We start from the raw sequence: 26,032 nt of genomic DNA, 5'->3' as shown, positions 1-26,032 counted from the left end.
TGCTCGCACGACACCGAGCCCGACCGGCATCGCACTGACTTCCGCCACAGTGAACCGGGTCACACGCCGGGGGTCCACGACCAAAAATCGATGCCCCGTATAGGCGCTTCCTATCGGCTGCCCCTCACCCGGCACACGAGCGTGTGACACGCCACATAGGGGCCGTGCGGCGCCCGTGCGGTACGGGCCGGCCGTCCCGGCCTCAGCGGGCCGTGCGGGCCGCGGCGCTCATGCGGGCCGGCCGTCGTCGTCGAAGGCGGCGAGGTGGGCGGTGAGGTCGTCGACGAAGCGCGCGAGCAGCCGGCCGAAGACCTCGCGGTCGCGCGGGCTCCAGTCGGCGAGCACACCGCCGAGCCATCCGAGGGCGGTCCGCAGGTAGCGGTCCGTGGCCGCCGCCCCTTCGGCGGTCGGCTCGACGAGCCGAGCGCGCTGATCGTCCGGATCGGTGATCCGGTGGACCAGCCCTCGCCGCTGCAACTCGTTCACCTGCCGGGTGACATGGGGCCCGACGACCTGCATCCGCTCGGCGATCTCCCCCACGCGCAGTGGACCGCCCGCCATGTGCAAGGAGACGAGCACCGACATCGCGGGCCGGTCCACGGACACACCGGCGGCCTCCATGGCACGTTCGACCACACGGCCCCGGTTCACGGCACCGCTGAGCTGCATCAGACGGGGCAGCATGGCCGATACGCCGTGCTCATCACCGGCGCCCGGCCGGACCTCCGGTCCCTCGGCGGCCATCCCGCCTCCATATCTACCTAACTTAGGTATATAGTCGTCCCAACAGCAGCCCCACCTTCGGGGCCCTTTCATGCCACGAAAAAGGATACCTGAGTTAGGTATGCGCTAGGCCCTCCCCGTGGGAGGGCCGGAGAGGAACGCCATGGGCGGCAGGACCACCGCACCACAGCGCACGATCCTGATCTCCGGCGCCAGCATCGCCGGCCCCGCGCTGGCCTACTGGCTCCGCCGGTACGGCTTCGCGGTCACCATCGTCGAGAAGGCGGCCGCCTTACGCGGCGGCGGATACCCCATCGACATCCGCGGCACGGCGGTCGAGGTCGTCCGGCGCATGGGGCTGCTCCCCCAGCTCCGGGACGCCCACGTCGGCATCCGCCGGCTCTCCTTCGTCGACGCGGACGGCCATCCGGTAGCCGCCGTCCGACCCGAAGACATCACCGGTGGCGAGGACGGCCACGACCTCGAGATCCCCCGCGGAGAGCTGGCCGAGATCCTCTACGGCGCGATCCGCGACGACGTCGAACTCCTCTTCAACGACTCCATCGCCACCCTCAACGACCACGCCGGCGGCGTGGACGTGGCCTTCCGCGGCGGCACCCGGCGCACCTTCGACCTGGTCATCGGCGCCGACGGCATCCACTCGCACACCAGGAGCCTGGCCTTCGGCCCCGAGGAGGACTACCACCGCTACCTCGACCACTGCTTCGCCGGGTTCACCATGCCCAACCACCTGGGGCTCGCACACGAGGGCCGCACCTGGAACGTCCCGGGCAGGACGGCCGTCCTCTACGCACCCCGTGACGACGACCGGGTCCACGCCTTCTTCAGCTTCCTGCGCCCCGAACCACCCCTCGACTCCTTCCGCGACCCCCACGCCCAGCGCGACCTGGTGGCCGAGGTCTTCGCCGGATACGCATGGGAGGTCCCGCGCATGGTCGCCGCCATGAGGGGCAGCGACGACCTCTTCTTCGACGTGGTCAGCCAGATCCACCTGCCCCGGTGGTCCACCGGCCGGGTCGCCCTGATCGGCGACGCCGCCTACGCGCCGTCGTTCTTCTCCGGCCAGGGATCGAGCCTGGCCCTGGCCGGCGCCTACGTCCTGGCCGGTGAACTGGCCACAGGTGCCTGCCATGCGGACGCCTTCGGGAGTTACGAGCGCACGCTGAGGCCGTTCGTGGAGAGGAACCAGGCGCTCGCCACCGAAGGGAGCGCCGGTCTCTCCCCGCGCACCGCCGAGGACCTGACACGGCGCAACGAGGCGCTGCGCGATCGGTCCTTCGCGTTCAGCGGCGCGAGCCGGAGCGCGCATTCGGCGCTGGACCTCCCGGACTACCAGGCCGTATGAGCGAACCGGCACCCGCCTCCGGGCCCGGCGGGCACCCCCCGCCGGGCCCGGTCCGGTCAGCCGGTGGTGCCGATGGCCGTGGTGGGGCCGGAGCCGGACTTCACGACGGACGGGACCCGGTCGGCGGAGTCGAGGGAGTAGGCGTAGTACGCCTTCGGGTCGAACGCGGTGCCACCGCTCTCGTTGCGGCCGGTGGTGTTGACGAAGATGTTGCCGCGCTGGACCAGGGTGGCCGTACTGTCCTTGATGACCGGGTTCCGGTAGCCCTCGAAGTAGCTGTTCTCCAGCACCATCTTGGTGTTCCCGCGGGCATAGTTGCCGTAGGAGGAGCTGATGTCCGTCCCCGGGTCGTCCTGTAGGTAGTTGTTGTACAGATGCGCGTGGGCGATGTTGTCGGCGGACGGGTTGCGCTGTTCGCTCTCGTGGAACCAGTTGTGGTGGATCGTGATGTCGGCCGTGGTGTTCTCCGTCCAGCCGATCCCGAAGCTCTTGTTGTTCTGCTGCAATCGGTTCCAGGACACCGTGAGGTAGGTGGTGTCCTTACGGCTGTCGATCAGACCGTCGGCCATATGCCGCAGATCGTTGTGGTCGATCCACACATGGTGGGCGCCGTCCATCTGGATGGCGTCCCAGTCGTGCTCCTTGTCGTTCCACACGCCCTCGTAGGAGTCACGGATCGTCAGGTTCCGGATGATGACGTTGTGCACGCCCTCGCCGAGGAAGAAGCCACCACCGACGATCTGGCCCGAGGTGCCCGAGCCCACGATCGTCTTGTCGGACGCGACCTTGATCTCCTTGCCCTTGGGGTCCATGGTGATCGCCGCGGCCACCACGATGACGTACGGTTGCGAGGCTGTCGCGTACTTCTCGAGATCGGCGAGCGTGCGCACGGTGACGGTACTGCCGTCCCGGCCCCCGTACGTGCCGTTCTGGCCCAGCGCGTCGACCGATGCGAAACCGTCGGCGACATCGGCGCTCAAGGACGCGGAGGCCGACGCGGCCGCCGACGCCGTCCCGTCCTCGGCGAAGGCCCCCTGCCCCGCCAGACCGGCCGTGCCGGCCAGGGTCAGGGACACGACGACCGCCCCCAGCGCACGGCGCCTGCCGCGCCCCACCGCTCGGCGTATGGCTTCCATGGCCCACACTCCCACTGCTCGACGACACCTTCCGTCCGGCTGTCGCCGCCGCGCACCGAGAGGTTGCCGGGGCCACCGGTCGTCCTGAGGCAGATGTGGACGGCGTCTTGAAGATGCGACGACGCGCTGACAGACTCCGGCGGAAAGCGCTTACCGACGGACGCACCACTGATGAGTCGCCCCGGAGGGAACAGTGAGCGAACACAGTCGCAGGCAGGTGTTGTGGACCGGCCTCGGCGCGGTCGCCGGATCGACGGTGCTCGGCGGAATCGCCTCCGCCACCCCGGCTTCGGCGGCATCACGGCCCGGCGGACCGTCCGGGTCCGCGGGCCTCCCGGACCCGGCAGGCCACGCGGACCAGGCGGTGGCCACGGGTGAGCCGGCCGCGGCGCGGACACACCTGCCCTGGGTGGCGGACCTCGGGGACGGCCGTTATCAGAACCCGGTGCTCAACGCCGACTGGTCCGACCCCGACGTGATCCGGGTCGGCCCGTACTTCTATCTGGTCGCCTCCACCTTCAACCGCGTGCCCGGACTGCCCATCCTGCGGTCGGCCGACCTGGTCAACTGGAGCGTCATCGGACACGCCCTGACCGAGCTGCGGCCCAGGGACCACTTCAGCGAGCCCAGGCACGGCGAAGGGGTGTGGGCCCCCGCCCTGCGCCATCACGACGGCAAGTTCTGGATCTTCTACCCCGATCCCGACTTCGGGATCTTCATGGTGAACGCCACCGATCCGCGCGGGCCCTGGAGCGCACCCCATCCGGTCGCAACGGGCAAGGGGCTGATCGATCCCTGTCCGCTGTGGGACGAGGACGGGCAGGCGTATCTGGTCCACGCCTGGGCGAAGAGCCGCAGCGGTATCAACAACCGGCTCACGCTGCACCGTATGAGCCCGGACGGGACCGGTCTGCTCGACGAGGGCCAGATCGTGATCAACGGCGATGAACTCCCCGGCTACACCACGCTGGAGGGGCCGAAGCTCTACAAACGCAACGGCTGGTACTGGATCTTCGCTCCGGCCGGAGGGGTCACCAACGGCTGGCAGTCGGCGTTCCGCTCCCGCGACATCCGTGGCCCCTACGAGGGGCGCGTCGTCCTCGCCCAGGGCGACACCCTCGTCAACGGGCCGCACCAGGGGGCGTGGGTGACCACCGCGGGCGGCGAGGACTGGTTCCTGCACTTCCAGGACCGCGGGCCCTACGGACGGGTGGTGCACCTCCAGCCGATGCGGTGGCGCACCGACGGGTGGCCGGTGATGGGCACCGACGACGGCAGCGGCCGGGGTACGCCGGTGCTGGTGCACACCAAACCGCGCGTGGCCGCCCGCCCGGCGGTGACCGCGCCGGCCACCGGTGACGAGTTCACCGGGGCCGAGCTGGGCCGGCAGTGGACGTGGCAGGCGAACCCCGACCCGGCGTGGTGGTCGCTGCGCCGCTCCCCGGGCCGGCTCGCGCTGGCCTGCCGGCCGAGCCCGGTCACCCATGACCTCCGGCTGCTGCCCAATGTGCTGGGCCAGCGGCTGCCCGCCGAGTCCTTCACCGCAACGACCTCGCTGAGGCTGTCCACCACGACCGAGGGGTCCCGGGCCGGGCTGGTGATCCTGGGCGAGACCTACGCCTGGGTGGGCCTGCGGCACGACGGCGACCGGATCGTCCTCGTCTGCCGCACCGCGGCCCAGAACGCCGCCGAGGTGGACGCGGCCACGCCGGTACCGCTGCCGCGCGGTCGTTCGGCCGTACGGCTGCGGGTGAGTGTGCTGCCGGGAGCGGAGTGCCGGTTCGCGGCCGACGTGGACGGGCGGGGGTTCACCCCGCTCGGGGCGCCGTTCCCGGCGACCGCGGGGAAGTGGATCGGGGCGACCGTGGGACTCTTCGCCACCGGTCCGGCGGCCGGCGCCCGGGGCGGGGTGGCGGAGTTCGACTGGTTCCGGGTGGGTCCGGTTTCCTCGTAGCCGGTCGGAGGGCGGGTCTTTCGGGACCCGCCCAGGGTGCCGCCTCAGTAGCCGTAGCGGCTCTTGAGGTGGCGCCAGAAGTCACGGAGCATCCAGGTGTCGAACTCCGTGATCCGGGTGGCGCTTCCCGCCTTCATCAGGAAGCAGCACTGGCCGGTCGGGGTCCAGTCGTAGAAGTCGTCCAGGCCGAAGGTGTGGCCGACTTCGTGGAGATAGATGTGGATGTCCTCCTGGTTCAGCGCACCGGTGAAGTACTCCTGCCCCACCCGCTGGCCCCAGTCCCCGCCGGCACCGCCCTCCAACCCCTTCGTCAGCCACAGCGACTGGTCGTAGTGGTGGGCGACGCCACCGGGACAGCGCGAGTAGTCACCGTCCTGGTGGAAGAAGCGGCCGCAGTCGGGTGAGCACTGCGGAGCGCCGCCGCCGTCGAGGTTCCCGGCGTAGACGTCGACGGAGTTGTCGGTCCACTGGAGCGTCGAGCGGTCCTTCACCGCCCAGCCGACGATGTTGACCGGCACACTGGTGTACGGCCAGGCGTTGTGGCCCGTGCCCATCTCCACCATGGCCGCCATCCACTGGGCGAACTGCTTCTTCAGCGCGGCGTGGATCCGGTCGCGCAGTGCGGCGCTGACCGGGGCGTCGGACTCCCAGCGGACGCAGTAGCTGACGCTGCCCCGGTTGGCCATGACCTGGTCCCAGCCGTAGTTGCGGAAGCCGTAGAGATCCGGATAGGTCGACTCGACGTGGTTCCACACCTCGCCCAGCGGCTGCACCAGGTTCGCGGGCGGGTTCCAGTCGGCGGCGGTCCGCGCCGGGGCCGCCGTCGCCGCACCGGGCGCGGCGACCAGCGCGGCCAAGGCGGCCGGCACGGTGGCCAGACGCGCGAGGAATGAGCGCACTGTGAACTCCCTCGGTAGCTGACAGGCTGTCAGCCCGAGGTTGCCGCCACGGCCGCTCGGGGTGCCGCCACGGCCACTCGGGTTGCCGCCACGGCCGCTCGGGGTGCCGAGAGGGCCGCTCGGGCTGCCGCCACCACCCGGGTTGTCGCCGCGAGCGCGGGCCGCCGTGCACCGCGCGGGCCGGACTCAGGACGGCCGGGTGGCCACCACCAGTCGGCAGCGGGGGCTGCCGTCCGCCCGCCGGCCGAGTTCCTCCAGCGCCCGCAGTTCGACCTCGAACCCGGTCCGCACCAGTTCTTCCCGTACGTCCGCGAGCCGGAAGGTCCGGTAGTACATCACGAAGCGCGGCCGCCACAGCGCGTTGCGCACCCGCATCGCGGTGTCGAAGGCCAGGAGCGACCAGTAGAGCCGGGAGCCTGGACGGGCCGGTGCCACGATCGGGAAGGCGAACCGGCCGCCCGGACGGAGCACGGAGTGCACCTGGGCGAAGAGTCCCGGCCGCTCTCGCGGTACGAAGTGGCCGAACGCGCCGAAGCTCACCGCCAGGTCGAAGACCGGCCCGAACGGGAGGGCGCGCGCGTCGGCGCGTACCCAGTGCGTGCGCGGGGCGTCCGGTACCACCGGTGTGCGGGCCCGGCCCACGGTCAGCATGCCCGCGCTGAAGTCGACGCCGGTGACCCGCTCCCGGCACACCTGCCGCAGAACCCCCAGGCCCGCGCCGGTCCCGCAGCACACATCCAGGCCGCTGTCGAAGGGCCCGAGCCGGCGCAGGGCGCCTGTCACGGAGTCCAGCACCGACGCCGGGGTCCGGTACGGGGTGTGGTCGAACTTCGGGGCCAGCAGGTCGTAGCCGCGCTCGACGGAGGACAGCGCCTGGACGACGAGCTCACGGAGGGTGGGGCCCTGGGGTGTGAACATCGCGCTCAGCATAAAGCCCACCGGGGCGGGGCGGCCTGTCATGCTCAATCCACGCATCATTGACGGAGTGAGTACTCACTCCATACCGTACCGGCATGGCAGAGAACTCCTCCACCCCCTCCCCGTCCCGCCGCCGGGCGCCGGCCATGCACCCCGACCAGCGCCGCGCGATGATCGTCGCCGCGGCGCTCCCCCTCGTCGTCGAGTACGGCGCCGCCGTCACGACGGCGAAGATCGCCCGAGCCGCGGGCATCGGGGAAGGCACGATCTTCCGCGTCTTCGAGGACAAGGACACCTTGCTCGCGGCTTGTATGGCCGAGGCCGTGCGGCCCGATGACACCGTCGCCCATCTGGAGTCGATCGCCCTGGACCAGCCGCTGGCGGCCCGGCTCGCCGAGGCGGCCGATGTGGTGCGCGGGCACATGGCGCGCATCGGCGCGGTCGCCGGGGCGCTCGCGGCGGCCGGGCGGCTGGAACGCGTCGCCCCCAAGCCCGGCAAGGACGGGCGGCTGCCGGACCGCGAGGCGAGCCTGGCCGGGCCGCGCGCGGCGCTGGCCGCGCTGTTCGAACCCGACCGGGACACCCTGCGGCTCGCCCCGGAACGGCTCGCGGACGCCTTCCAGCTGATGCTGATGTCGGCCGGGCGGCTGGGCGCTCCCGACCCGCTGACCACCGAGGAACTCGTGGACCTCTTCCTGCACGGCGCGCTCGCGACGCCCGGGGAGGGCCGGTGACGACCGGACCCGACCCGTACGGGGAACTCCCCTCCCGCCGCCGGGCCCTGGTCACCTCGGCCCTGCTGGGGTGCGCCTTCCTGGCCATGCTGGACGGCACCGTGGTCGGCACCGCGCTGCCGCGCATCGTCGAGCAGATCGGCGGCGGCGACTCCTGGTACGTCTGGCTGGTCACCGCCTATCTGCTGACCTCCTCCGTCAGCGTGCCGGTCTACGGCCGCTTCTCCGACCTCCATGGCCGACGCCGGCTGCTGATCGGCGGCGTCACCGTCTTCCTGGTCGGCTCGATCGCCTGCGGCCTGTCCGCGTCGATGCCGGCCCTGATCGTCTCCCGCGCGGTACAGGGCCTGGGCGCCGGAGCCCTGCTGACCCTCGGCATGGCGCTGGTCCGCGACCTCCACCCGCCGTCCCGTCCGCACGGCCTGATCCGGATGCAGACGGCGATGGCCACCATGATGGTCCTGGGCATGGTGGGCGGCCCGATCCTCGGCGGTCTGCTCACCGATCACGTCGGCTGGCGCTGGGCGTTCTGGCTCAATCTGCCCCTCGGGCTGGCCGCCGTCGCCGTCATCGCCCTGGCCCTGCCCGACCACCGGCCCGCCGCCCCGCCGTCCGGCCGGCTCGACGTGGCGGGCATCCTGTTCCTCGCCGCCGGGCTCTCCCTGACGCTGACCGGCCTCAGCCTCAAGGGCAACGCGACCGCCGGCCACGCCCCGTCCTGGACGGACCCGGCCGTCATGGGCTGCCTGCTCGGCGGGCCGGCGCTGCTCGCGCTGCTCTTACCGGTCGAGCGCCGGGCCGCCGTGCCCGTCCTGCCCCTGCGGCTGTTCCGGCACCGCACCTACTCGGCCCTGCTGACCGCCGGATTCTTCTTCCAGGTCGCCGCCGCGCCGGTCGGGATCTTCCTGCCGCTGTACTTCCAGCACATCCGCGGCCACTCGGCCACCGTCTCCGGCCTGCTGCTGCTCCCCCTGCTCATCGGCATGACGCTGGGCAACCGGCTGACCGCCGCCACCGTTCTGCGCAGCGGGCACGTCAAGCCGGTCCTGCTCACCGGTGCGGGGCTGCTCACCTCAGGCACCGCCGCCTTCTTCGCCCTGAGTGCCACGACACCCCTCGCGCTGACGTCCGTGTCGCTGCTGCTCGTGGGGCTCGGCACCGGACCGGCCATGGGCGGGATCACCATCGCCACCCAGAACGCCGTCCCGCGCTCCGACATGGGCACCGCCACCGCGGGCTCCGCCCTCACCAAGCAGATCGGCGGCGCGGTCGGCCTGGCCTGTGCCCAGTCCCTGGTCGGCCACTCCGGCGCGGCCGCGCCCACCGCGACGGCCATCGGCTCCACCGTCGCCTGGAGCGGATGCGTCGCCGGGCTGCTCGCCCTCGGGGCGCTGCTGCTCATGCACGACATCGCCATCGCCGCGCCCGGAAGGCGCCCCGGCGCACCCACTCCCCCGTCCGCCGTCCCCTCCGGCGGCACGCCCCGGTAACCCCTTGCCCGGCGCCTTACGGCGGACCGACATTCCGCTTGGCGCGACCCGGTGACGACCGTCCTCGACACCGCGGAGAGCCTGTTCCGCCTGGGGCTGGTGAAAGTCTGAGCCCCTTCGCGAGCCCGGGAGACGGTACGATCGGCGCCATGAAGTGATGACCCGGCACACCGAAACCATCCGCACCCTCCGTGCGACGCCGTCCGAGCCATGTCCGCTCCGGCGTTCGATCGGTGTGCCCATCCGCATCCGTCATCCACTTCACACGATCGGACCCGTATGACCGACGATCTGTTTCTCAACGATGTCGCCGAGCGGCTCGCCGCCCTGCCCGCCGTGCGCGCCGTCACCCTCGGTGGCTCGCGTGCGCAAGGCACCCACACCCCCGAGAGCGACTGGGACCTGGCCCTGTACTACCGGGGCGGTTTCGACCCGGCCGAGCTGCGGGCCATCGGCTGGGAGGGCGAGGTCTCCGGCCTCGGCGACTGGGGCGGCGGTGTCTTCAACGGGGGCGCCTGGCTGACGATCGACGGACGGCGCGTGGATGTCCACTACCGCGACCTCGACGTGGTGGACCACGAACTCGCCGAGTCGCGGCAGGGACGCTTCCACTGGGAGCCGCTGATGTTCCACCTCGCGGGCATCCCCAGCTATCTGGTGGTCGCCGAACTCGCCCTCAACCAGGTGCTGCGCGGCACCCTGCCCCGCCCCGAGTATCCGGAGGCGCTGCGCGCGGCGGCGCCCCCGGTGTGGCGCGGGCGCGCGGCGCTGACGTTGCGGTACGCCTCGGCCGCGTACGCGGTGCGCGGCCAGGCCACCGAGGTCGCGGGGGCGGTGGCCACCGCCGCCATGGAGACGGCGCACGCGGTGCTGGCGGCGCGCGGTGAGTGGGTCACCAACGAGAAGCGGCTCCTTGAGCGGGCGGGCCTGCGCGGCATCGACGCGCTCGTGGGCGGGCTGCGGCCGGAGCCCGCCGTCCTGGCCGAGGCGATCGCCGACGCGGAGGCGCTGTTGGAAGCCACCGCCGCCGGCTGAGCGGTGGTCCGGGGGGCGGTGGGCTCCGCCGCCCCCCGGACCGTCCGAGGCGCCGGGACATACACGCGCTGCTGAGCACACCCTGTCGAGCCCACGCGCTACCGGCACACGCGCTGCCGAGCACACGCGCTGTCGGCCGTATCAGCCGCGCCGGGTGAGGATGCTCAGCGCGTTGGCCGCGACGATGGCACCGGTGCTCGTCCACTCCGCCCATCCCAGGTTCTGCCCCAGACCGGCCCATCCGACCAGGGCGGCGAGGACGGGGTTGACGCTCATGAAGAGCCCGAACGCCTGGGCGGGCACCCGGCGCAGGGTGAACAGGTCGGCGAGGTACGGCACGGCCGAGGAGAGCACACCCGCGGTCACGGCGTACGCCACGGCGCTCACCGTCGGCGGCTGCCGGACGACGACGGCGATCCCGACCGGCAGGAACATCAGGGCGGAGAGCGCCGCGGCCACCGCCGACCCCTGGGCGCCGGGGACGCGCCGGCCCACGGTGCGGTTGAGCAGGATGTACGACGCCCAGCACACGGCGGCCAGCAGTCCCAGCCCCATGCCCAGGTAGTCGGCCGAGGGACGCGGACGCATGAGGGTCACCACGGCGGCCGCCGCGATCAGCGCACAGCACGCATCCACCCGGCGCCGTGCGGCGGCCAGCGCGATGCACAGCGGGCCGAGGAACTCCAGGGTCACCGCCAGCCCGAGGCCGATGCGGTCGATGGCGGTGTACAGGGACAGGTTCATGGTGCCGAACACCACGGCCAGCCCCACCACCGGCCGCCACTGCCACCAGGTGAAGGTCCGCGGCCGGGGCCTGCCGATGGCCAGCAGGACGATCGCGGCGACGTACTGGCGGACCGCGACGACCCCGACCGGACCGAGGACGGGGAAGGCGTGGGAGCCGATCGCGGCGCCGGTCTGGTTGGACAGACCGCTGCCGATCATCATGGCCACACCGGCGGACCGCCGCCCGGTCCGGGTCGGAGCGGGGTCGGCGTCGTCGGACACGGTCGCCGGGGCCCGGTGGGCGGGTTCCGTCGATCCTGCGGAGGGGGTGCAGGGGGTACGTGGCGCGGGGGCGGCTGGCATGCGTCGATCGTGTGACCGGCCCGCGCATACGCAAAATGCGTTCGGTGTCCTGTCTATACGCTGGGCGTATGGACGCTGGTACGGATGTGGAGCTTCGGCAGCTGCGCTGCCTGGTCGCGATCGTCGACGAGGGCAGTTTCACCGACGCCGCCATCGCGCTCGGTGTCTCCCAGGCGGCCGTGTCCCGCACCCTGGCCGCGCTCGAACGCGCCTTGGGAGTGCGGCTGTTGCGGCGAACCTCCCGCGAAGTGGCCCCGACGGGCACCGGGCTGCGCGTGGTGGGACACGCGCGGCGGGTCCTGGCCGAGGTGGACGGCCTGGTCCGGGAGGCCACTTCGGGCCGCGCCCATCTGCGGATCGGCTACGCCTGGTCCGCACTGGGCCGCCACACCCCGGCCTTCCAGCGCCGCTGGGCCCAGGCGCATCCCGAGACGGAACTGCACCTGGTCCGCGTCAACTCCGCCACGGCGGGGCTGGCGGAGGGCGCCTGCGACCTGGCCGTCGTCCGCAGACCGCTGGACGAGCGCCGTTTCGACTCGGCCATCGTCGGGCTGGAGCGGCGGCTGTGCGCCGTGGCCGCCGACGACCCCCTCGCCAGGCGCCGCTCGGTCCGGCTGGCCGACCTCAGCGGGCGCACCCTGCTGGTGGACCGGAGGACCGGCACCACCACCGCGGAGCTGTGGCCGCCCGACTCCCGGCCGGCCACGGAGGAGACCCACGACGTCGAGGACTGGCTCACCGTGATCTCCGCGGGCCGCCGGGTCGGCATGACGGCGGAGTCCACCGCCAACCAGTACCCGAGGCCCGGCATCGCCTACCGGCCGGTCCGCGACGCCGAGCCGATCGCGGTACGCCTCGCCTGGTGGCGGGACGATCCGCACCCCGCCACCCACACCGCGGTCGAACTGCTCACCGCCCTCTACCGCAACGGCTGACCCGAAGACCCCTGGCCGCCCAGGAAGCGGATGTGGGGGCGTCCGTGGGGGGCGTCGTGGGTGATGTCCGCGCGCACCCCGTACACCTCCGCGACCAGGTCCTCGGTGAGGACCTCCCGTGGGGCGCCGCCGGCCGCGACGCGGCCCTCCCGCAACACGATGAGCCGGTCGCAGTACATCGCCGCCAGGTTCAGATCGTGCAGCGCGATGACGGTGGTGACCGGCAGGCTCGCGACGAGCGAGAGCAGGTCGAGCTGATGGCGGATGTCGAGGTGGTTGGTCGGCTCGTCCAGCAGCAGTTCGCGCGGTTCCTGGGCGAGCGCGCGGGCGATCTGGGCACGCTGGCGTTCGCCGCCGGAGAGCGTGTGCCACAGCTGGTCGGCGCGGTCCATGAGCCCGGTGCGTGCCAGGGCGTGGCGCACGGCTTCCTCGTCCGCCGCCGACACCGCCGACCAGGCGCGGCGGTGCGGGACGCGGCCGAGGCGTACCACCTCGCCCACGGTGAGCTCCGCCTGGGTGGCGGCGTTCTGCTCGACGACGGCGATACGGCGGGCGATCGCCTTGCGGGGCAGGCCGTTCAAGGGGTGGCCGTCGAGGGTGACGACGCCCGAGGTGGGGGCGAGGACACCGGCCAGCAGCCGCAGCAGGGTGGACTTCCCGGAGCCGTTGGGGCCGAGGAGTCCGACCAGGGAGCCCGGCGGCGGGGTGACGGTGACACCGTCCACGATCAGATGGCCGCCCGCGGTTCGCGTCACCCGCTCCGCGCGCAGACCCGTGTCCGGGTCCGGGTCCGTGCCGCTGGTCATGACGTGGTCACCTTCCGGGAGCGGTAGAGGACCAGGACGAACGCCGGTACGCCGATCAGCGAGGTGACCACGCCCACCGGCACCTCCTGGGGGTCCAGTGCGGTACGGGCCAGAGTGTCGACCCAGACCAGGAACACCGCACCGGTCAGCGCGGTGACCGGCAGCAGCCGGCCGTGTCCGGGACCGACCAGGGCGCGGGTGGCGTGCGGGAGCACCAGCCCGACGAAGCCGATGGCTCCGGCCGAGCTGACCAGCGCCGCGGTCAGCAGCGCGGTGACGGACAGCAGGATCAGCCGGGTGCGGGCCACGGGGACGCCGAGCGTGGCCGCCGCGTCCTGGCCGAACGCGAAGGCGTCGAGCGCGTGGGCGTGGGCCGCGCAGACCAGCAGCGCCACGGCGAGCACGGCCAGGCACACCCACACCTCGCTCCAGCCGACGTTGCCGAGCGATCCCAGCAGCCAGAACAGCACGCCACGGGTCTGCTCGGCGTCGGCGGCCGTCATCACGACGAACGAGGTCAGCGCGGAGAACAACTGCATCCCGGCGACCCCGGACAGCACCACCCGGTCCGTGGTCCCGCCCAGCACCTGACTGCCCAGCAGGACCAGCGCGAACGAGACCACCGCGCCCACGAACGCCCCCGCCGACACGGTGACCGCCCCGCCGCCGGCCCCCAGCACCACCACCGCGACCGCGCCGGTGGACGCGCCGGACGAGACCCCCAGTACGAAGGGGTCGGCGAGCGGGTTGCGCAGGAGTGACTGCATCACCGCCCCGCACACCGCGAGTCCGGCCCCGCACACCGCGGCGAGCAGGGTCCGCGGCAGTCGCAGCTCCCAGACGATGCCGTCCCGGATGGGCGTCAGGTCCGAGCTGCCCAGGCCCAGATGAGCCCCCACCACGGCCCATACGTCGCCGACGCGGATATCGGCCGGGCCGATCGTGATGGCGAGGGCCACGGACACCAGCAACGCGGTGGTTCCGGCCCCGCACAGTGCCGTGAACCGCAGCCTGTGCCCACGCCGCGCCTGCCCCACCGGTCTCACCGGTCTCCCCTGTCGAGGCCGAACGTGTGCAGCGCGGCGGCCACCTTCTCGATGCCCTCGACCGTACGGATCGACGGATTCATGGCCTGCCCGCTGAGCAGCACATACCGCTTGTGCCGGACCGCGTCCATCGACCGGGTCGCCGGGTGGGACTCCAGGAACCGGATCTTCTTCGCGGCGGTCTCGGCCGATTGCTGCTTGCGGGTCAGGTCGCCGAGCACCAGGACATCGGGGTTGCGGTCGGCGACCGTCTCCCAGTTGATCTGGGGCCATTCCTGGTGGGTGTCGTCGAAGGCGTTCTTCGCGCCGACAGCGTCGGTGATGATGCCCGGCGCGCCGCAGCACCCCGCCAGGTACGGGGATTCGGAGTTGGCGAACCAGTAGAGCAGGGTGGCACCGGAGGCATCCACGTTCCGGGTCGCGGACGTCACCCGGGCCGTGAGCTCGCCGACGAGCTTCTCGCCCCGCTCGGCCACGCCGAAGACCCTCGCCAGGTCCCGGATCTCGCCGTAGATGTCGTCCATGGCCAGCCGGGTGGCGCGCGCTCCGTCTCCGTCGCCGCTGTTGTCCTTCGCGCAGTCGGCCGGGGAGACATAGGTGGGCACGCCGAGCGTGTCGAACTGCGAGCGGGTGGCCACGCCGCCCTTGCCCAGCGTGGACTCGAACGACGCGGACACGAAGTCCGGCTCCTGGTCCAGCACCTTCTCGAAGGAGGGCATGTTGTCGGCGAGCCGCTCCACCGTGGCGTCGGCTTTCCGCAGGCCCTTCAGCACCGGGTCGGTCCAGGTGGCGGTGCCGGCCATCCGGTCGGCGAGGCCGAGGGAGAGCAGGATCTCCGTCGACCCCTGGTTCAGCGACACCGCCCGCCGCGGCGGGGCGGTGACGCGCACCTTCTGGCCGCAGTTGTCCAGCGTGCGCGGGTATCCGGCGGCGTTCTTCGATGACGATGACGATCCAGCCGGTGACGGGCCGCCACCACAGCCGGTGGCCAGCAGCAGACCGCCGGACACCAGAACGGCGGTGAGACGGGCAGGGCGTACGGAAGGCACAGGGGTTCCTCTGCGGGTAGGGCTCATACGGCCCGAAGCGGCCGATACGGGATGAGACCGGGTCAGCGGCCCAAGCGGCCGGGCAGATGGCGGTCGGCACGCGGCCGGGCGTGGCCGCCCTCGCCGGAGCGGAACTGGGCCATGGCGGAACCTCCTGGGGAAACACGCGTCCCTGTCGTTGGTGCTCATACGACGGCGGCGGGTCTGACTCGTCCGGCGGCGATCCGCGTACGGGGCCTTCGCCGGACACACAGTGGCGCGACCGTGCCGGGTTCTCACCGGGCTTCCGTCACGCCGTCGTTTTCCCGAGACGGTAGCGCGCCGCGGCCGGTGGCCGCTACGGCGCGCTCGGCGCGATCGCATCCCGTATGGGGCGAATGCCGCACCGCTGAGGGGGCGAAGTGGCACGTATCACGGCCCGCCGGAACCCGGGCCGCGACGAGGTACCGCGGGTTTGCTGCGGGGTCGAGTGGTAACGCGGAGAACATGGCTGAGAAGAAGAACGCACACACCACCGTCCGGAACGCCAACGCGACCGCGAAGGCCACCGCCACCAAGGCCAAGGAGACGGCGGAGAAGGCCAAGGACACCGCGAGCGAGGCCGGAACCACGGCGAAGAACACAGCGAAGACCGCGGCGAAGAACACGGCGGCGGGCGCGGCGCAGACCGCTCACGTCGCCGCCGACAAGGCCCAGGTGGCCGCCGGGAAGGCCGTGGCCACCGGTCGTGGCGTGGCGGCTCAGGCGCCCAAGAAGGCGGCCGCGGCGGCTGGTACGGCCTGGATGACGATCAAGACGCGGAAGATCCTGACCGTGGTCACCGGTGCGGGGGCCGCCGCCGCGGGCGCCACCGTGGTGATCCTTCGGCAGCGCGCCGCTCGGCGTCGCCGGCCGCTGGCGCGACTGACGGGTGGCCGGCTCGGCGCCTGAGTCCGGCCGTCCCGGCGGCACCCACCCGGACCGGGTCCCCGCTTCGACTCGATACGCAAGCTGCTTGCAATTCTTTGCGCTACGCTTGCGTGTATGACGCGACGACTTGCTGAAGTGGCGAAAAAGGTGGGTGTCAGCGAGGCCACGGTCAGCCGGGTGCTCAACGACAAGCCCGGTGTCTCCGATGCCACCCGGCAGGCGGTCCTGTCCGCGCTGGACGTCCTCGGCTACGAGCGGCCCACACAGCTGCGGGGCGACCGCGCCCGGCTGGTGGGGCTGGTCCTGCCCGAGTTGCAGAACCCCATCTTCCCGGCGTTCGCCGAGGTCATCGGCGGGGCACTGGCGCAGCTCGGACTGACTCCGGTGCTGTGCACACAGACCAAGGGCGGGGTCTCCGAGGCCGATTACGTGTCCCTGCTGCTGCAACAGCAGGTCTCCGGGGTGGTGTTCGCCGGCGGGGGGTTGTACGCGCAGGCCGACGCGCCGCATGAGCACTACCGGCTGCTCGCCCAGCGCAACATCCCGGTGGTGCTGCTCAACGCGGCCATCGCGCACCTCGGTTTCCCGAACGTCTCCTGCGACGACGCCGTGGCCGTGGAACAGTCGTGGCGGCATCTGGCCTCCCTCGGCCACGAGCGGATCGGGCTCGTGCTCGGGCCCGCCGACCACATGCCGTCGGCGCGCAAACTGGCCGCCGCACAGGCGATCGCGGGCGATCTGCCGGACGACTTCGTGGCCCGCGCGATCTTCTCGATCGAAGGCGGCCACGCCGCGGCGTCCCGGCTGATCGACCGGGGAGTCACCGGCATCATCTGCGCCAGCGACCCACTGGCCCTGGGGGCGATACGAGCGGCGCGCCGCAAGGGGCTGGATGTGCCGTCGCGGATTTCGGTGGTCGGCTACGACGACTCCGCGCTCATGAACTGCACCGAGCCGCCGCTGACCACCGTCCGCCAGCCCATCGAGGCCATGGGCAGGGCGGCGGTGGAACTGCTGCACGCGCAGATCGGCGGCGTGCCCGTACCGGCCGAGGAGCTGTTGTTCGAGCCGGAGCTGGTGGTCCGCGGCTCCACCGCACAGGCTCCGCGGGAGTGAGAGCGAGACCTCCCGAAAGGACCGACCGACAGACGATCGGCTTAATTCGCAGTGGAGTTGAATAATTACAATCTCTGCGCAACATCTTGCGGTCGGATGGTGACGGTGCTTGAGTTGCGGCGCACTCACCGCTGTGTGCGCCCGCTCACGGCCGTGGGGCTTCCCTGCTCATGTCCAGAGGGGTCCACCAATGAGAAGCACCGGGTTCCGCCGTAGCCTCATCGCGCTCAGTGTCTGTTCCCTCGCCCTCACCGCGTGCGGCGGGTCAGGCGGGGACTCGGCGAACGGGAAGACACGCATCACGGTCAACTGCATGCCGCCCAAGAGCGCCAAGGTCGACCGCAGGTTCTTCGAGGAGGACGTCGCCTCCTTCGAGAAGCAGAACCCGGACATCGACGTCGTCACCCATGACGCGTTCCCCTGCCAGGACCCGAAGACGTTCGACGCCAAGCTGGCCGGCGGTCAGATGGAGGACGTCTTCTACACGTACTTCACCGACGCCCAGCACGTCGTCGACATCAACCAGGCGGCCGATCTCACCCCGTACCTCAAGGAACTGAAGAGCTACCACACCCTCCAGAAGCAGCTGCGCGACATCTACACCGTCGACGGCAAGGTCTACGGCATCCCGCGCACCGGCTACTCGATGGGCCTGATTTACAACCGCCGGCTCTTCGAGAAGGCCGGCCTCGACCCGGACAAGCCGCCGACGACCTGGAAGGAGGTCCGCGCCGCCGCCAAGAAGATCGCCGCGCTGGGCGGTGGCACGGTCGGCTACGCGGACTACAGCGCGCAGAACCAGGGCGGCTGGCACTTCACCGCGGAGCTGTACTCACAGGGCGGGAACGTCGTCAGCCCCGACGGCAAGAAGGCCACCATCGACACCCCCGAGGCGCGCGCCGTCCTGCGGAACCTGCACGACATGCGCTGGTCGGACGACTCGATGGGCAGCAAGCAGCTGCTCATCATCAACGACGCCCAGCAGATGATGGGCTCCGGCAAGCTCGGCATGTACCTCGCCGCGCCCGACAACCTCCCGATCCTGGTGAAGCAGAACGGCGGCAGCTACAAGAACCTCGCCATCGCCCCCATGCCCGGTGGCAAGGGCACGCTCCTCGGCGGCGACGGCTACATGTTCAACAAGAAGGACTCGCCCGCCCAGATCCGGGCCGGCCTGAAGTGGCTCGACCACATGTTCCTTACCCCCGGCAAGGGTTTCCTCGGCGACTACGCCCGCGCCAAGAAGAACGACGCCCCCGTCGGCCTGCCCGAGCCGCGGCTGTTCACCGGCGCCGCCGACGCCAAGGACCAGCAGGTCAAGAAGGCCAACGCCAACGTCCCGGTCGCCAACTACCAGAGCTTCCTCGACGGCAACCGGAAGCTGGAGATGAAGATCGAGCCGCCGCACGCCCAGCAGATCTACTCCGTGCTCGACGGGGCCGTCTCCGCCGTCCTGACCAAGAAGGACGCCGACATCGACAAGCTCCTGGATGACGCCTCCGACAAGATCGACAACATTCTGGCCAGGGGCTGACCCCATGACCAAGACCGCTGCGCGGCCGCCCGCCGAGGCGATCGCCGTACGCCCGGTGCAGGCGCCGCCCCCGGCGGGGGGCCGGAAGCGGCGCCGCCTGGCCGACCAGGCCCGCGCCTACGGCTTCCTCCTCGGCGGCCTCGTCTGCTTCGCGCTGTTCTCCTGGTATCCGGCGATCCGCGCGGTCGTGATCGCCTTCCAGAAGTACACCCCCGGCTCCTCCCCCGAGTGGGTGGGCACCGCCAACTTCACCCGCGTCTGGCACGATCCGGAGTTCACCGCGGCCTGGCGGAACACCCTCACCTTCACCGCCCTCGCCCTCCTCATCGGCTTCGCCATCCCGTTCCTGCTGGCCCTGGTCCTCAATGAACTCCGGCACGCCAAGGCGTTCTTCCGGGTCGTGGTCTATCTGCCGGTGATGATTCCGCCGGTGGTCAGCGCCCTGCTGTGGAAGTGGTTCTACGACCCGGGCGCCGGGCTGGCCAACGAGGCGCTCCGCTTTCTCCATCTGCCCACCTCCAACTGGTCCAACGGCGCCGACACCGCCCTGGTGTCCCTCGTCATCGTCGCCACCTGGGCCAATATGGGCGGCACGGTCCTGATCTATCTGGCGGCGCTGCAATCCATCCCCGGTGAGCTGTACGAGGCGGCCGAACTGGACGGCGCTGGCCTGCTGCAACGCATCCGGCACGTCACCATCCCGCAGACGCGGTTCGTCATCCTGATGCTGATGCTGCTCCAGATCATCGCGACGATGCAGGTCTTCACCGAACCCTTCGTGATCACTGGTGGCGGTCCGGAGAACTCCACGGTCACCGTCCTCTACCTGATCTACAAGTACGCCTTCCTGTACAACGACTTCGGTGGCGCCTGTGCGCTGAGCGTGATGCTGCTGGTGCTGCTCGGCGCCTTCTCCGCCCTCTATCTGCGGCTGACCCGCTCCGGGGAGGAGGACGCATGAGCACCCGGACCCTCGTCTCCCCCACCGCCCTGGCCCGCCCGCGCGGCCGGGCCGTCTACTGGACGGTCTTCGGCGCCGTGGTGGTGCTGTTCGCGCTCGCCTTCCTCTTCCCCGTCTACTGGATGGTGTCCGGTGCGATGAAGTCGCCGGACGAGGTGGCGCAGACCCCGCCCACCCTGGTGCCCGAACAGTGGCACCTCAGCGGCTACAAGGACGCCTGGGAGCTGATGGAGCTGCCGCGGCACCTGTGGAACACGGTGGTCCAGGCGGCCGGTGCCTGGGTGTTCCAGCTGGTCTTCTGCACGGCCGCCGCATACGCCCTGTCCAAGCTGAAGCCCGCCTTCGGCAAGGTGATCCTCGGCGGCATCCTGGCCACGCTGATGGTCCCGGCCCAGGCGCTGGTCGTACCGAAGTACCTGACCGTCGCCGACCTGCCGCTGATCCACACCAGCCTGCTCAACGATCCGCTGGCGATCTGGCTGCCGGCCGTCGCCAACGCCTTCAACCTCTATCTCCTCAAGCGGTTCTTCGACCAGCTGCCGCGCGATGTCCTGGAGGCCGCCGAGATCGACGGCGCCGGAAAGCTGCGCACCCTGTGGTCGATCGTGCTGCCCATGTCGCGTCCGGTGCTCGGGGTCGTGTCGATCTTCGCGCTGGTCGCCGTGTGGCAGGACTTCCTGTGGCCGCTGATGGTCTTCTCCGACACCGGCAAGCAGCCGATCAGCGTGGCACTCGTCCAGCTGTCGCAGAACATCCAGCTGACCGTGCTCATCGCCGCGATGGTCATCGCCAGCATCCCGATGGTCGCGCTGTTCCTCGTCTTCCAGCGGCACATCATCGCCGGGATCAGCGCGGGCAGCACGAAGGGCTGACATCGCCCCCTCGACAGAAAGGCACCCACCGTGGCCCAGCCCACTCCTGCCCGGACACCCCACGACTGGTGGCGCTCCGCCGTCATCTACCAGGTGTATGTGCGCAGCTTCGCCGACGGGGACGGCGATGGCACCGGCGACCTGGCGGGCGTCCGTGCCAGGCTGCCGTACCTCGCCGAACTCGGCGTGGACGCGCTGTGGTTCAGCCCCTGGTACCAGTCCCCCATGAAGGACGGCGGCTACGACGTCGCCGACTACCGCGCCATCGACCCGGCCTTCGGCACCCTGGCCGAGGCGGAGAAGCTCATCGCCGAGGCCCGGGAGCTGGGCATCCGCACCATCGTCGACGTGGTGCCGAACCACGTCTCCGACCAGCACCCGTGGTGGCGGGCCGCGCTCGCCGGCGGGCCCGAGCGCGAGCTGTTCCACTTCCGTCCGGGCCGCGGGGACCACGGTGAGCTGCCGCCCAACGACTGGACGTCGGAGTTCGGCGGCCCGGCGTGGACCCGGCTGCCCGGCGGCGACTGGTATCTGCACCTGTTCGCCCCCGAGCAGCCCGACCTCAACTGGGCCCACCCGGCGGTGCGCCAGGAACACGAGGACATCCTGCGCTTCTGGTTCGAGCGGGGGGTCGCGGGCGTCCGCATCGACTCGGCCGCCCTCCTGGTCAAGGATCCCCGGCTGCCCGACTTCGTCGAGGGCCGCGATCCGCATCCGTACGTCGACCGCGACGAACTGCACGACGTCTACCGCTCCTGGCGCAGGGTGGCCGACGAGTACGGCGGGGTCTTCGTCGGCGAGGTGTGGCTGCCCGACGCCGAGCGCTTCGCCCGCTATCTGCGCTCCGACGAGCTGCACACCGCGTTCAACTTCTCCTTCCTGGCCTGCCCCTGGGATGCCGGGCGGCTGCGCACCTCGATCGACGAGACGCTCGCCGAACACGCTCCCGTGGGCGCGCCGGCCACCTGGGTGCTGTGCAACCACGATGTGACCCGCACGGTGACCCGCTACGGCCGCGAGGACACCGGTTTCGACTTCGCCACCAAGGTCTTCGGCACCCCCACCGACCTCGCCCTCGGCACCCGGCGGGCACGGGCCGCCGCCCTGCTGGCGCTGGCCCTGCCCGGCGCCGTCTACGTCTACCAGGGGGAGGAACTGGGCCTGCCCGAGGCCGACATCCCCCGCGACCGCATCCAGGACCCGATGCACTTCCGTTCCGGCGGCACCGACCCGGGCCGGGACGGCTGCCGGGTGCCGCTGCCGTGGGCGGCGCACGAGCCGTACGCCGGCTTCGGCTCCGACCGGGAGCCGTGGCTGCCGCAGCCCGCGCACTGGGCGGCGTACGCGGCCGACCTCCAGGAGCGGGACCCGGAGTCGATGCTCACCCTCTACCGCGAGGCGATCCGCATCCGCCGTGACACCCCCGGTTTCGGCGACGGGCCGCTGACCTGGCTCCCCGCGCCCGACGGGGTCCTCGCCTTCGCCCGTACGGACGGCCTGGTCTGCGTGGTCAACCTGGCCGACACCCCCACCGTGCTGGACGGCCACTCCCGCACCCTGCTCACCAGCGGGCCGCTGGACGACCAGGGCCGTCTGCCGCGGGACACGGCGGCCTGGCTGCTCCGCTGAGCCGTCACCACCCCACCCCGCTATCCCACCCCCCACGATGAAGGGATCAGCACATGCACCGCACCACCTCATCGGCATCCGCCAGGCGCTTGTCGGCCATCGGGGCGACCGTCGCCCTCGCGGCCGGCATGCTGGTCACCCTGACCCCCACCGCCGCGCACGCGGCGGCGGGGGCCTCGCTCCCCCTCACCTCGGTCGAGGCCGAGTCGGCCACCACCACGGGCACGAAGATCGGCCCGGACTTCACCCAGGGCACGCCGGCCTCCGAGGCGTCCGGCCGCCAGGCCGTCCGCCTCGCCGCCGGTCAGCGCGTGGAGTTCACCGCGCCCCGCGACGCCAACGCGGTGAACGTCGCCTACAGCGTTCCGGACGGCCAGTCGGGCTCGCTCGACGTCTATGTCAACGGCACCAAGCTCTCCAAGAGCCTCACGGTCACCTCCAAGTACTCGTACGTGGACACCAGCTGGATCGTGGGGTCGAAGACCCACCACTTCTACGACAACGCCCGGCTGCTGCTCGGCCAGAACGTCAAGGCCGGTGACAAGATCGCCTTCGAGGCGGCGAACACCCAGGTCACCGTGGATGTGGCCGACTTCGAGCAGGTCGACGCGGCCGCGAGCCAGCCGGCCGGGTCGGTGTCGGTCACCGACAAGGGCGCCGACCCCACCGGGCAGGGCGACTCCACGCAGGCGTTCCGGGACGCCATCGCCGCCGCCCAGGGCGGAGTGGTCTGGATCCCGCCGGGTGACTACAAGCTGACCTCCTCCCTGAACGGCGTCCAGAACGTCACCCTCCAGGGCGCCGGCAGCTGGCACTCCGTCGTGCACACCTCGCGGTTCATCGACCAGAGCAGCTCCTCGGGCAAGGTCCACATCAAGGACTTCGCGGTCATCGGCGAGGTCACCGAGCGTGTCGACTCGAACCCGGACAACTTCGTCAACGGTTCGCTCGGTCCGGACTCCAGCGTGTCGGGCATGTGGATCCAGCACGTGAAGGTCGGTCTGTGGCTGATGGGCAACAACGACAACCTCGTGGTGGAGGACAACCGCATCCTGGACACCACCGCCGACGGCCTCAACCTCAACGGCACCGCCAAGAACGTGACGGTCCGGAACAACTTCCTGCGCAACCAGGGCGACGACTCGCTCGCCATGTGGTCGCTGAACTCGCCGGACACCGACAGCAGCTTCGAGAACAACACCATCTCGCAGCCGAACCTCGCCAACGGCATCGCGATCTACGGCGGTACGGACATCACGGTCAAGAACAACCTGATCTCCGACACCAACGCCCTGGGCAGCGGTATCGCCATCTCCAACCAGAAGTTCGCGGACCCCTTCCATCCGCTGGCCGGCACGATCACGGTCGACGGCAACACGCTGGTCCGCACGGGCGCCATGAACCCCAACTGGAACCACCCGATGGGCGCCCTGCGCGTCGATTCCTACGACAGCGCGATCGACGCCACCGTCAACATCACCAACACCACCGTCAAGGACAGCCCGTACAGCGCCTTCGAGTTCGTCTCCGGCGGCGGGAAGGGCAACGCGGTCAAGAACGTCACCGTGTCCGGCGCGACCGTGACCAACCCCGGAACGGTCGTGGTGCAGGCCGAGGCGCCGGGGGCGGCGAAGTTCAGCGACGTCACGGCCTCCAGCGTGGGCGTGGCGGGCGTCTACAACTGCCCCTTCCCGACCGGCTCGGGCACCTTCGAGGTCACCGACGGGGGCGGCAACGACGGCTGGAGCAGCTCCTGGTCGGACTGCTCCAGCTGGCCCGAGCCCGGCAAGGGCAGCCCGGAGCCCGACCCGGGCCGCAACCTGGCCAAGGGCCGTCCGGCCACCGCGACCGGCTCCACGGACGTCTACACCCCCGGCAAGGCGGTGGACGGCGACGCGGGCACCTACTGGGAGTCCGCCAACAACGCCTTCCCGCAGGCCCTGACCGTGGACCTCGGCTCCCCCCAGGCCGTCCGCCGGGTGGTGCTGAAGCTGCCGCCCTCGTCCGCGTGGGGCGCCCGCACCCAGACCCTGTCCGTGCTGGGCAGCACCGACGGCTCGGCCTCGTCGTACGCGACGGTGGTCGGTTCCCAGGGCTACCGCTTCGACCCGGCGACCGGCAACACGGTCACCGTCGATCTGCCCGGCACCACCAATGTGCGCTATCTGAAGCTCAACGTCACCGGTAACACGGGCTGGCCGGCGGCTCAGATCAGTGAGGTGGAGGTCTATCTCGGCGCGTGACCGCCACCCCGCACCGGCGCCCGTCACCCCGGCCACCGACGGGCGCCGGCCACGGGTGTCACCAGGGGCCTTGCATGATCATGCGTGACACTGCATAATCCTGCTGTGTCCAAAGTTCTCACCTCCCTCCCCGTCGGCGAACGCGTCGGGATCGCCTTCTCCGGCGGCCTCGACACCTCGGTAGCGGTCGCGTGGATGCGCGACAAGGGCGCGGTGCCCTGCACCTACACCGCCGACATCGGCCAGTACGACGAGCCCGACATCGCCTCGGTCCCCGGGCGCGCCACGACGTACGGCGCGGAGGTCGCCCGCCTGGTCGACTGCCGGGCGGCCCTGGTGGAGGAAGGGCTCGCGGCCCTGGCCTGCGGGGCGTTCCACATCCGCTCCGGTGGCCGCAGCTACTTCAACACCACCCCGCTCGGGCGGGCGGTCACCGGCACCCTGCTGGTCCGCGCCATGCTCGAGGACGACGTGCAGATCTGGGGCGACGGCTCCACCTTCAAGGGCAATGACATCGAGCGGTTCTACCGCTACGGCCTGCTGGCCAACCCCTCCCTGCGGATCTACAAGCCGTGGCTGGACGCCGATTTCGTGAGCGAGCTCGGCGGCCGCAAGGAGATGTCGGAGTGGCTGCTCGCCCACGACCTGCCCTACCGGGACAGCACCGAGAAGGCGTACTCCACCGACGCCAACATCTGGGGCGCCACCCACGAGGCCAAGTCGCTGGAGCACCTCGACACCGGCATCGAGATCGTCGAGCCGATCATGGGCGTGCGGTTCTGGGACCCGGCGGTCGAGATAGCGGCCGAGGACGTCACCATCGGCTTCGAGCAGGGCCGGCCGGTGACGATCAACGGCAAGGAGTTCGCCTCCGCCGTCGATCTGGTGCTGGAGGCCAACGCCATCGGCGGCCGGCACGGCATGGGCATGTCGGACCAGATCGAGAACCGCGTCATCGAGGCCAAGAGCCGGGGCATCTACGAGGCACCGGGCATGGCGCTGCTGCACGCCGCGTACGAGCGGCTGGTCAACGCGATCCACAACGAGGACACCCTCGCCACCTACCACACCGAGGGCCGGCGGCTCGGCCGGCTGATGTACGAGGGCCGCTGGCTGGACCCGCAGGCGCTGATGGTGCGCGAGTCGCTCCAGCGCTGGGTCGGTGCCGCGATCACCGGCGAGGTGACGCTGCGGCTGCGGCGCGGTGAGGACTACTCCATCCTGGACACCTCCGGACCGGCGTTCAGCTACCACCCGGACAAGCTCTCGATGGAGCGGACCGAGGACTCCGCCTTCGGGCCGGTGGACCGGATCGGCCAGCTGACCATGCGCAACCTGGACATCGCCGACTCGCGCGCCAAGCTCGAGCAGTACGCCGGGCTCGGCATGGTCGGCAACGCGCACCCGGCGCTGATCGGCGCCGCGCAGGCGGCCTCGACCGGGCTGATCGGCGCGATGCCCCAGGGGGCCTCGGAGGCGATCGCCTCGGACGGGAAGGTGTCCGGACAGGACCAGCTGCTCGACAGCGCCGCGATGGAGTTCGGCGCGGACTGACACCCCCCTCGTGCCACGCGGCGCGGCGCCCCCC

21 protein-coding genes and 1 pseudogene are annotated in these 26,032 nt (G+C 71.2%); 14 read left to right on the top strand and 8 right to left on the bottom strand.

Annotated elements, in window-relative coordinates:
• Positions 1 to 228: 228 nt before the first annotated feature.
• Complete coding sequence (locus N6H00_RS34680) at positions 229 to 744, bottom strand: MarR family winged helix-turn-helix transcriptional regulator (protein WP_268975801.1); 516 nt, start codon at positions 742 to 744, stop codon at positions 229 to 231.
• A gap of 142 nt (positions 745 to 886) precedes the next feature.
• Here N6H00_RS34680 and N6H00_RS34675 point away from each other — a divergent pair, with 142 nt between their 5' ends.
• The gene (locus N6H00_RS34675) at positions 887 to 2,089 is read left to right on the top strand and encodes an FAD-dependent monooxygenase (protein ID WP_268975800.1); all 1,203 of its coding nucleotides are present in this window, start codon (positions 887 to 889) and stop codon (positions 2,087 to 2,089) included.
• Between the two features lie 62 nt (positions 2,090 to 2,151).
• Here N6H00_RS34675 and N6H00_RS34670 read toward each other — a convergent pair.
• Positions 2,152 to 3,225, bottom strand: a pseudogene (locus N6H00_RS34670) (pectate lyase family protein); the annotation flags it as partial.
• Positions 3,226 to 3,634: 409 nt separating this feature from the next.
• Here N6H00_RS34670 and N6H00_RS34665 point away from each other — a divergent pair.
• Positions 3,635 to 5,179 (top strand): glycoside hydrolase family 43 protein, encoded by a 1,545-nt coding sequence (locus N6H00_RS34665; protein WP_443073256.1) that lies wholly within the window; start codon positions 3,635 to 3,637, stop codon positions 5,177 to 5,179.
• A 44-nt stretch (positions 5,180 to 5,223) separates the two neighbouring features.
• Here N6H00_RS34665 and N6H00_RS34660 read toward each other — a convergent pair whose 3' ends face one another.
• Both N6H00_RS34660 and N6H00_RS34655 read right to left on the bottom strand, forming a co-directional pair.
• Positions 5,224 to 6,078 (bottom strand): hypothetical protein, encoded by an 855-nt coding sequence (locus N6H00_RS34660; protein ID WP_268975798.1) that lies wholly within the window; start codon positions 6,076 to 6,078, stop codon positions 5,224 to 5,226.
• A 186-nt stretch (positions 6,079 to 6,264) separates the two neighbouring features.
• Positions 6,265 to 6,996, bottom strand: a complete 732-nt coding sequence (locus tag N6H00_RS34655) for a class I SAM-dependent methyltransferase (RefSeq protein ID WP_268975796.1) — start codon at positions 6,994 to 6,996, stop codon at positions 6,265 to 6,267.
• Positions 6,997 to 7,091: 95 nt separating this feature from the next.
• On the opposite strand from N6H00_RS34655, the gene N6H00_RS34650 reads away from it, so the two are divergent.
• The 3 genes from N6H00_RS34650 to N6H00_RS34640 all read left to right on the top strand — a co-directional run bounded on the left by N6H00_RS34650 (position 7,092) and on the right by N6H00_RS34640 (position 10,255).
• A complete protein-coding gene (locus N6H00_RS34650; protein ID WP_268975795.1) occupies positions 7,092 to 7,730 on the top strand; it encodes a TetR/AcrR family transcriptional regulator in 639 nt (212 codons plus the stop codon).
• Positions 7,727 to 9,220 (top strand): MFS transporter, encoded by a 1,494-nt coding sequence (locus N6H00_RS34645; RefSeq protein WP_268975794.1) that lies wholly within the window; start codon positions 7,727 to 7,729, stop codon positions 9,218 to 9,220. Before N6H00_RS34650 ends, N6H00_RS34645 begins: the two co-directional genes overlap by 4 nt.
• A 279-nt stretch (positions 9,221 to 9,499) precedes the next feature.
• Positions 9,500 to 10,255, top strand: coding sequence for a nucleotidyltransferase domain-containing protein (locus tag N6H00_RS34640; protein ID WP_268975793.1), 756 nt, complete (start codon positions 9,500 to 9,502; stop codon positions 10,253 to 10,255).
• A 141-nt stretch (positions 10,256 to 10,396) separates the two neighbouring features.
• On the opposite strand, the gene N6H00_RS34635 is transcribed toward N6H00_RS34640, so the two are convergent.
• A complete protein-coding gene (locus N6H00_RS34635; RefSeq protein ID WP_268975792.1) occupies positions 10,397 to 11,344 on the bottom strand; it encodes an EamA family transporter in 948 nt (315 codons plus the stop codon).
• Positions 11,345 to 11,412: 68 nt separating this feature from the next.
• Between N6H00_RS34635 and N6H00_RS34630 the strand changes: the two genes are divergently transcribed.
• Entirely contained in the window at positions 11,413 to 12,279 is an 867-nt protein-coding gene (locus N6H00_RS34630; protein WP_268975791.1) for a LysR family transcriptional regulator, read from the top strand.
• Here N6H00_RS34630 and N6H00_RS34625 read toward each other — a convergent pair.
• The 3 genes from N6H00_RS34625 to N6H00_RS34615 are packed head-to-tail and all read right to left on the bottom strand — an operon-like array spanning position 12,264 to position 15,207.
• Complete coding sequence (locus tag N6H00_RS34625) at positions 12,264 to 13,085, bottom strand: ABC transporter ATP-binding protein (protein WP_268975790.1); 822 nt, start codon at positions 13,083 to 13,085, stop codon at positions 12,264 to 12,266. The two genes, N6H00_RS34630 and N6H00_RS34625, sit on opposite strands and share 16 nt — an antisense overlap.
• Positions 13,082 to 14,131, bottom strand: a complete 1,050-nt coding sequence (locus N6H00_RS34620; RefSeq protein ID WP_443073133.1) for a FecCD family ABC transporter permease — start codon at positions 14,129 to 14,131, stop codon at positions 13,082 to 13,084. The genes N6H00_RS34625 and N6H00_RS34620 overlap by 4 nt, the downstream gene beginning before the upstream one ends.
• A complete protein-coding gene (locus N6H00_RS34615) occupies positions 14,128 to 15,207 on the bottom strand; it encodes an ABC transporter substrate-binding protein (RefSeq protein ID WP_443073131.1) in 1,080 nt (359 codons plus the stop codon). The genes N6H00_RS34620 and N6H00_RS34615 overlap by 4 nt, the downstream gene beginning before the upstream one ends.
• 459 nt (positions 15,208 to 15,666) lie before the next feature.
• On the opposite strand from N6H00_RS34615, the gene N6H00_RS34610 reads away from it, so the two are divergent.
• The 8 genes from N6H00_RS34610 to argG all read left to right on the top strand — a co-directional run bounded on the left by N6H00_RS34610 (position 15,667) and on the right by argG (position 25,998).
• Positions 15,667 to 16,110, top strand: a complete 444-nt coding sequence (locus tag N6H00_RS34610; protein WP_268975788.1) for a hypothetical protein — start codon at positions 15,667 to 15,669, stop codon at positions 16,108 to 16,110.
• Positions 16,111 to 16,203: 93 nt separating this feature from the next.
• Positions 16,204 to 17,205 (top strand): LacI family DNA-binding transcriptional regulator, encoded by a 1,002-nt coding sequence (locus tag N6H00_RS34605; RefSeq protein WP_268975787.1) that lies wholly within the window; start codon positions 16,204 to 16,206, stop codon positions 17,203 to 17,205.
• A 190-nt stretch (positions 17,206 to 17,395) separates the two neighbouring features.
• Positions 17,396 to 18,739, top strand: coding sequence for an ABC transporter substrate-binding protein (locus tag N6H00_RS34600; RefSeq protein WP_268975786.1), 1,344 nt, complete (start codon positions 17,396 to 17,398; stop codon positions 18,737 to 18,739).
• Positions 18,740 to 18,743: 4 nt separating this feature from the next.
• Positions 18,744 to 19,700, top strand: a complete 957-nt coding sequence (locus N6H00_RS34595; protein WP_268975785.1) for a carbohydrate ABC transporter permease — start codon at positions 18,744 to 18,746, stop codon at positions 19,698 to 19,700.
• A complete protein-coding gene (locus N6H00_RS34590) occupies positions 19,697 to 20,572 on the top strand; it encodes a carbohydrate ABC transporter permease (RefSeq protein WP_268975783.1) in 876 nt (291 codons plus the stop codon). Before N6H00_RS34595 ends, N6H00_RS34590 begins: the two co-directional genes overlap by 4 nt.
• 30 nt (positions 20,573 to 20,602) lie before the next feature.
• The gene (locus N6H00_RS34585) at positions 20,603 to 22,201 is read left to right on the top strand and encodes a glycoside hydrolase family 13 protein (RefSeq protein ID WP_268975782.1); all 1,599 of its coding nucleotides are present in this window, start codon (positions 20,603 to 20,605) and stop codon (positions 22,199 to 22,201) included.
• Between the two features lie 53 nt (positions 22,202 to 22,254).
• Entirely contained in the window at positions 22,255 to 24,444 is a 2,190-nt protein-coding gene (locus N6H00_RS34580) for a discoidin domain-containing protein (RefSeq protein ID WP_268975781.1), read from the top strand.
• A gap of 105 nt (positions 24,445 to 24,549) precedes the next feature.
• Positions 24,550 to 25,998, top strand: coding sequence for an argininosuccinate synthase (argG, locus tag N6H00_RS34575; protein ID WP_268975780.1), 1,449 nt, complete (start codon positions 24,550 to 24,552; stop codon positions 25,996 to 25,998).
• Positions 25,999 to 26,032: the final 34 nt, after the last annotated feature.

The sequence above is a fragment of the Streptomyces sp. S465 genome (assembly GCF_026898115.1).
GTDB lineage: Bacteria > Actinomycetota > Actinomycetes > Streptomycetales > Streptomycetaceae > Streptomyces > Streptomyces luomodiensis.
This window is presented reverse-complemented; position numbering and strand designations above follow the sequence as displayed.

Excerpts from the sequence above, each read along its gene's own strand:
- N6H00_RS34680 (WP_268975801.1), bottom strand. The coding sequence starts at position 744 with ATGGCCGCCGAGGGACCGGAGGTCCGGCCGGGCGCCGGTGATGAGCAC.
- N6H00_RS34675 (WP_268975800.1), top strand. The coding sequence starts at position 887 with ATGGGCGGCAGGACCACCGCACCACAGCGCACGATCCTGATCTCCGGC.
- N6H00_RS34655 (WP_268975796.1), bottom strand. The coding sequence starts at position 6,996 with ATGTTCACACCCCAGGGCCCCACCCTCCGTGAGCTCGTCGTCCAGGCG.
- N6H00_RS34650 (WP_268975795.1), top strand. The coding sequence starts at position 7,092 with ATGGCAGAGAACTCCTCCACCCCCTCCCCGTCCCGCCGCCGGGCGCCG.
- N6H00_RS34640 (WP_268975793.1), top strand. The coding sequence starts at position 9,500 with ATGACCGACGATCTGTTTCTCAACGATGTCGCCGAGCGGCTCGCCGCC.
- N6H00_RS34635 (WP_268975792.1), bottom strand. The coding sequence starts at position 11,344 with ATGCCAGCCGCCCCCGCGCCACGTACCCCCTGCACCCCCTCCGCAGGA.
- N6H00_RS34630 (WP_268975791.1), top strand. The coding sequence starts at position 11,413 with ATGGACGCTGGTACGGATGTGGAGCTTCGGCAGCTGCGCTGCCTGGTC.
- N6H00_RS34625 (WP_268975790.1), bottom strand. The coding sequence starts at position 13,085 with ATGACCAGCGGCACGGACCCGGACCCGGACACGGGTCTGCGCGCGGAG.
- N6H00_RS34615 (WP_443073131.1), bottom strand. The coding sequence starts at position 15,207 with ATGAGCCCTACCCGCAGAGGAACCCCTGTGCCTTCCGTACGCCCTGCC.
- N6H00_RS34610 (WP_268975788.1), top strand. The coding sequence starts at position 15,667 with ATGGCTGAGAAGAAGAACGCACACACCACCGTCCGGAACGCCAACGCG.
- N6H00_RS34605 (WP_268975787.1), top strand. The coding sequence starts at position 16,204 with ATGACGCGACGACTTGCTGAAGTGGCGAAAAAGGTGGGTGTCAGCGAG.
- N6H00_RS34600 (WP_268975786.1), top strand. The coding sequence starts at position 17,396 with ATGAGAAGCACCGGGTTCCGCCGTAGCCTCATCGCGCTCAGTGTCTGT.
- N6H00_RS34595 (WP_268975785.1), top strand. The coding sequence starts at position 18,744 with ATGACCAAGACCGCTGCGCGGCCGCCCGCCGAGGCGATCGCCGTACGC.
- N6H00_RS34590 (WP_268975783.1), top strand. The coding sequence starts at position 19,697 with ATGAGCACCCGGACCCTCGTCTCCCCCACCGCCCTGGCCCGCCCGCGC.
- N6H00_RS34580 (WP_268975781.1), top strand. The coding sequence starts at position 22,255 with ATGCACCGCACCACCTCATCGGCATCCGCCAGGCGCTTGTCGGCCATC.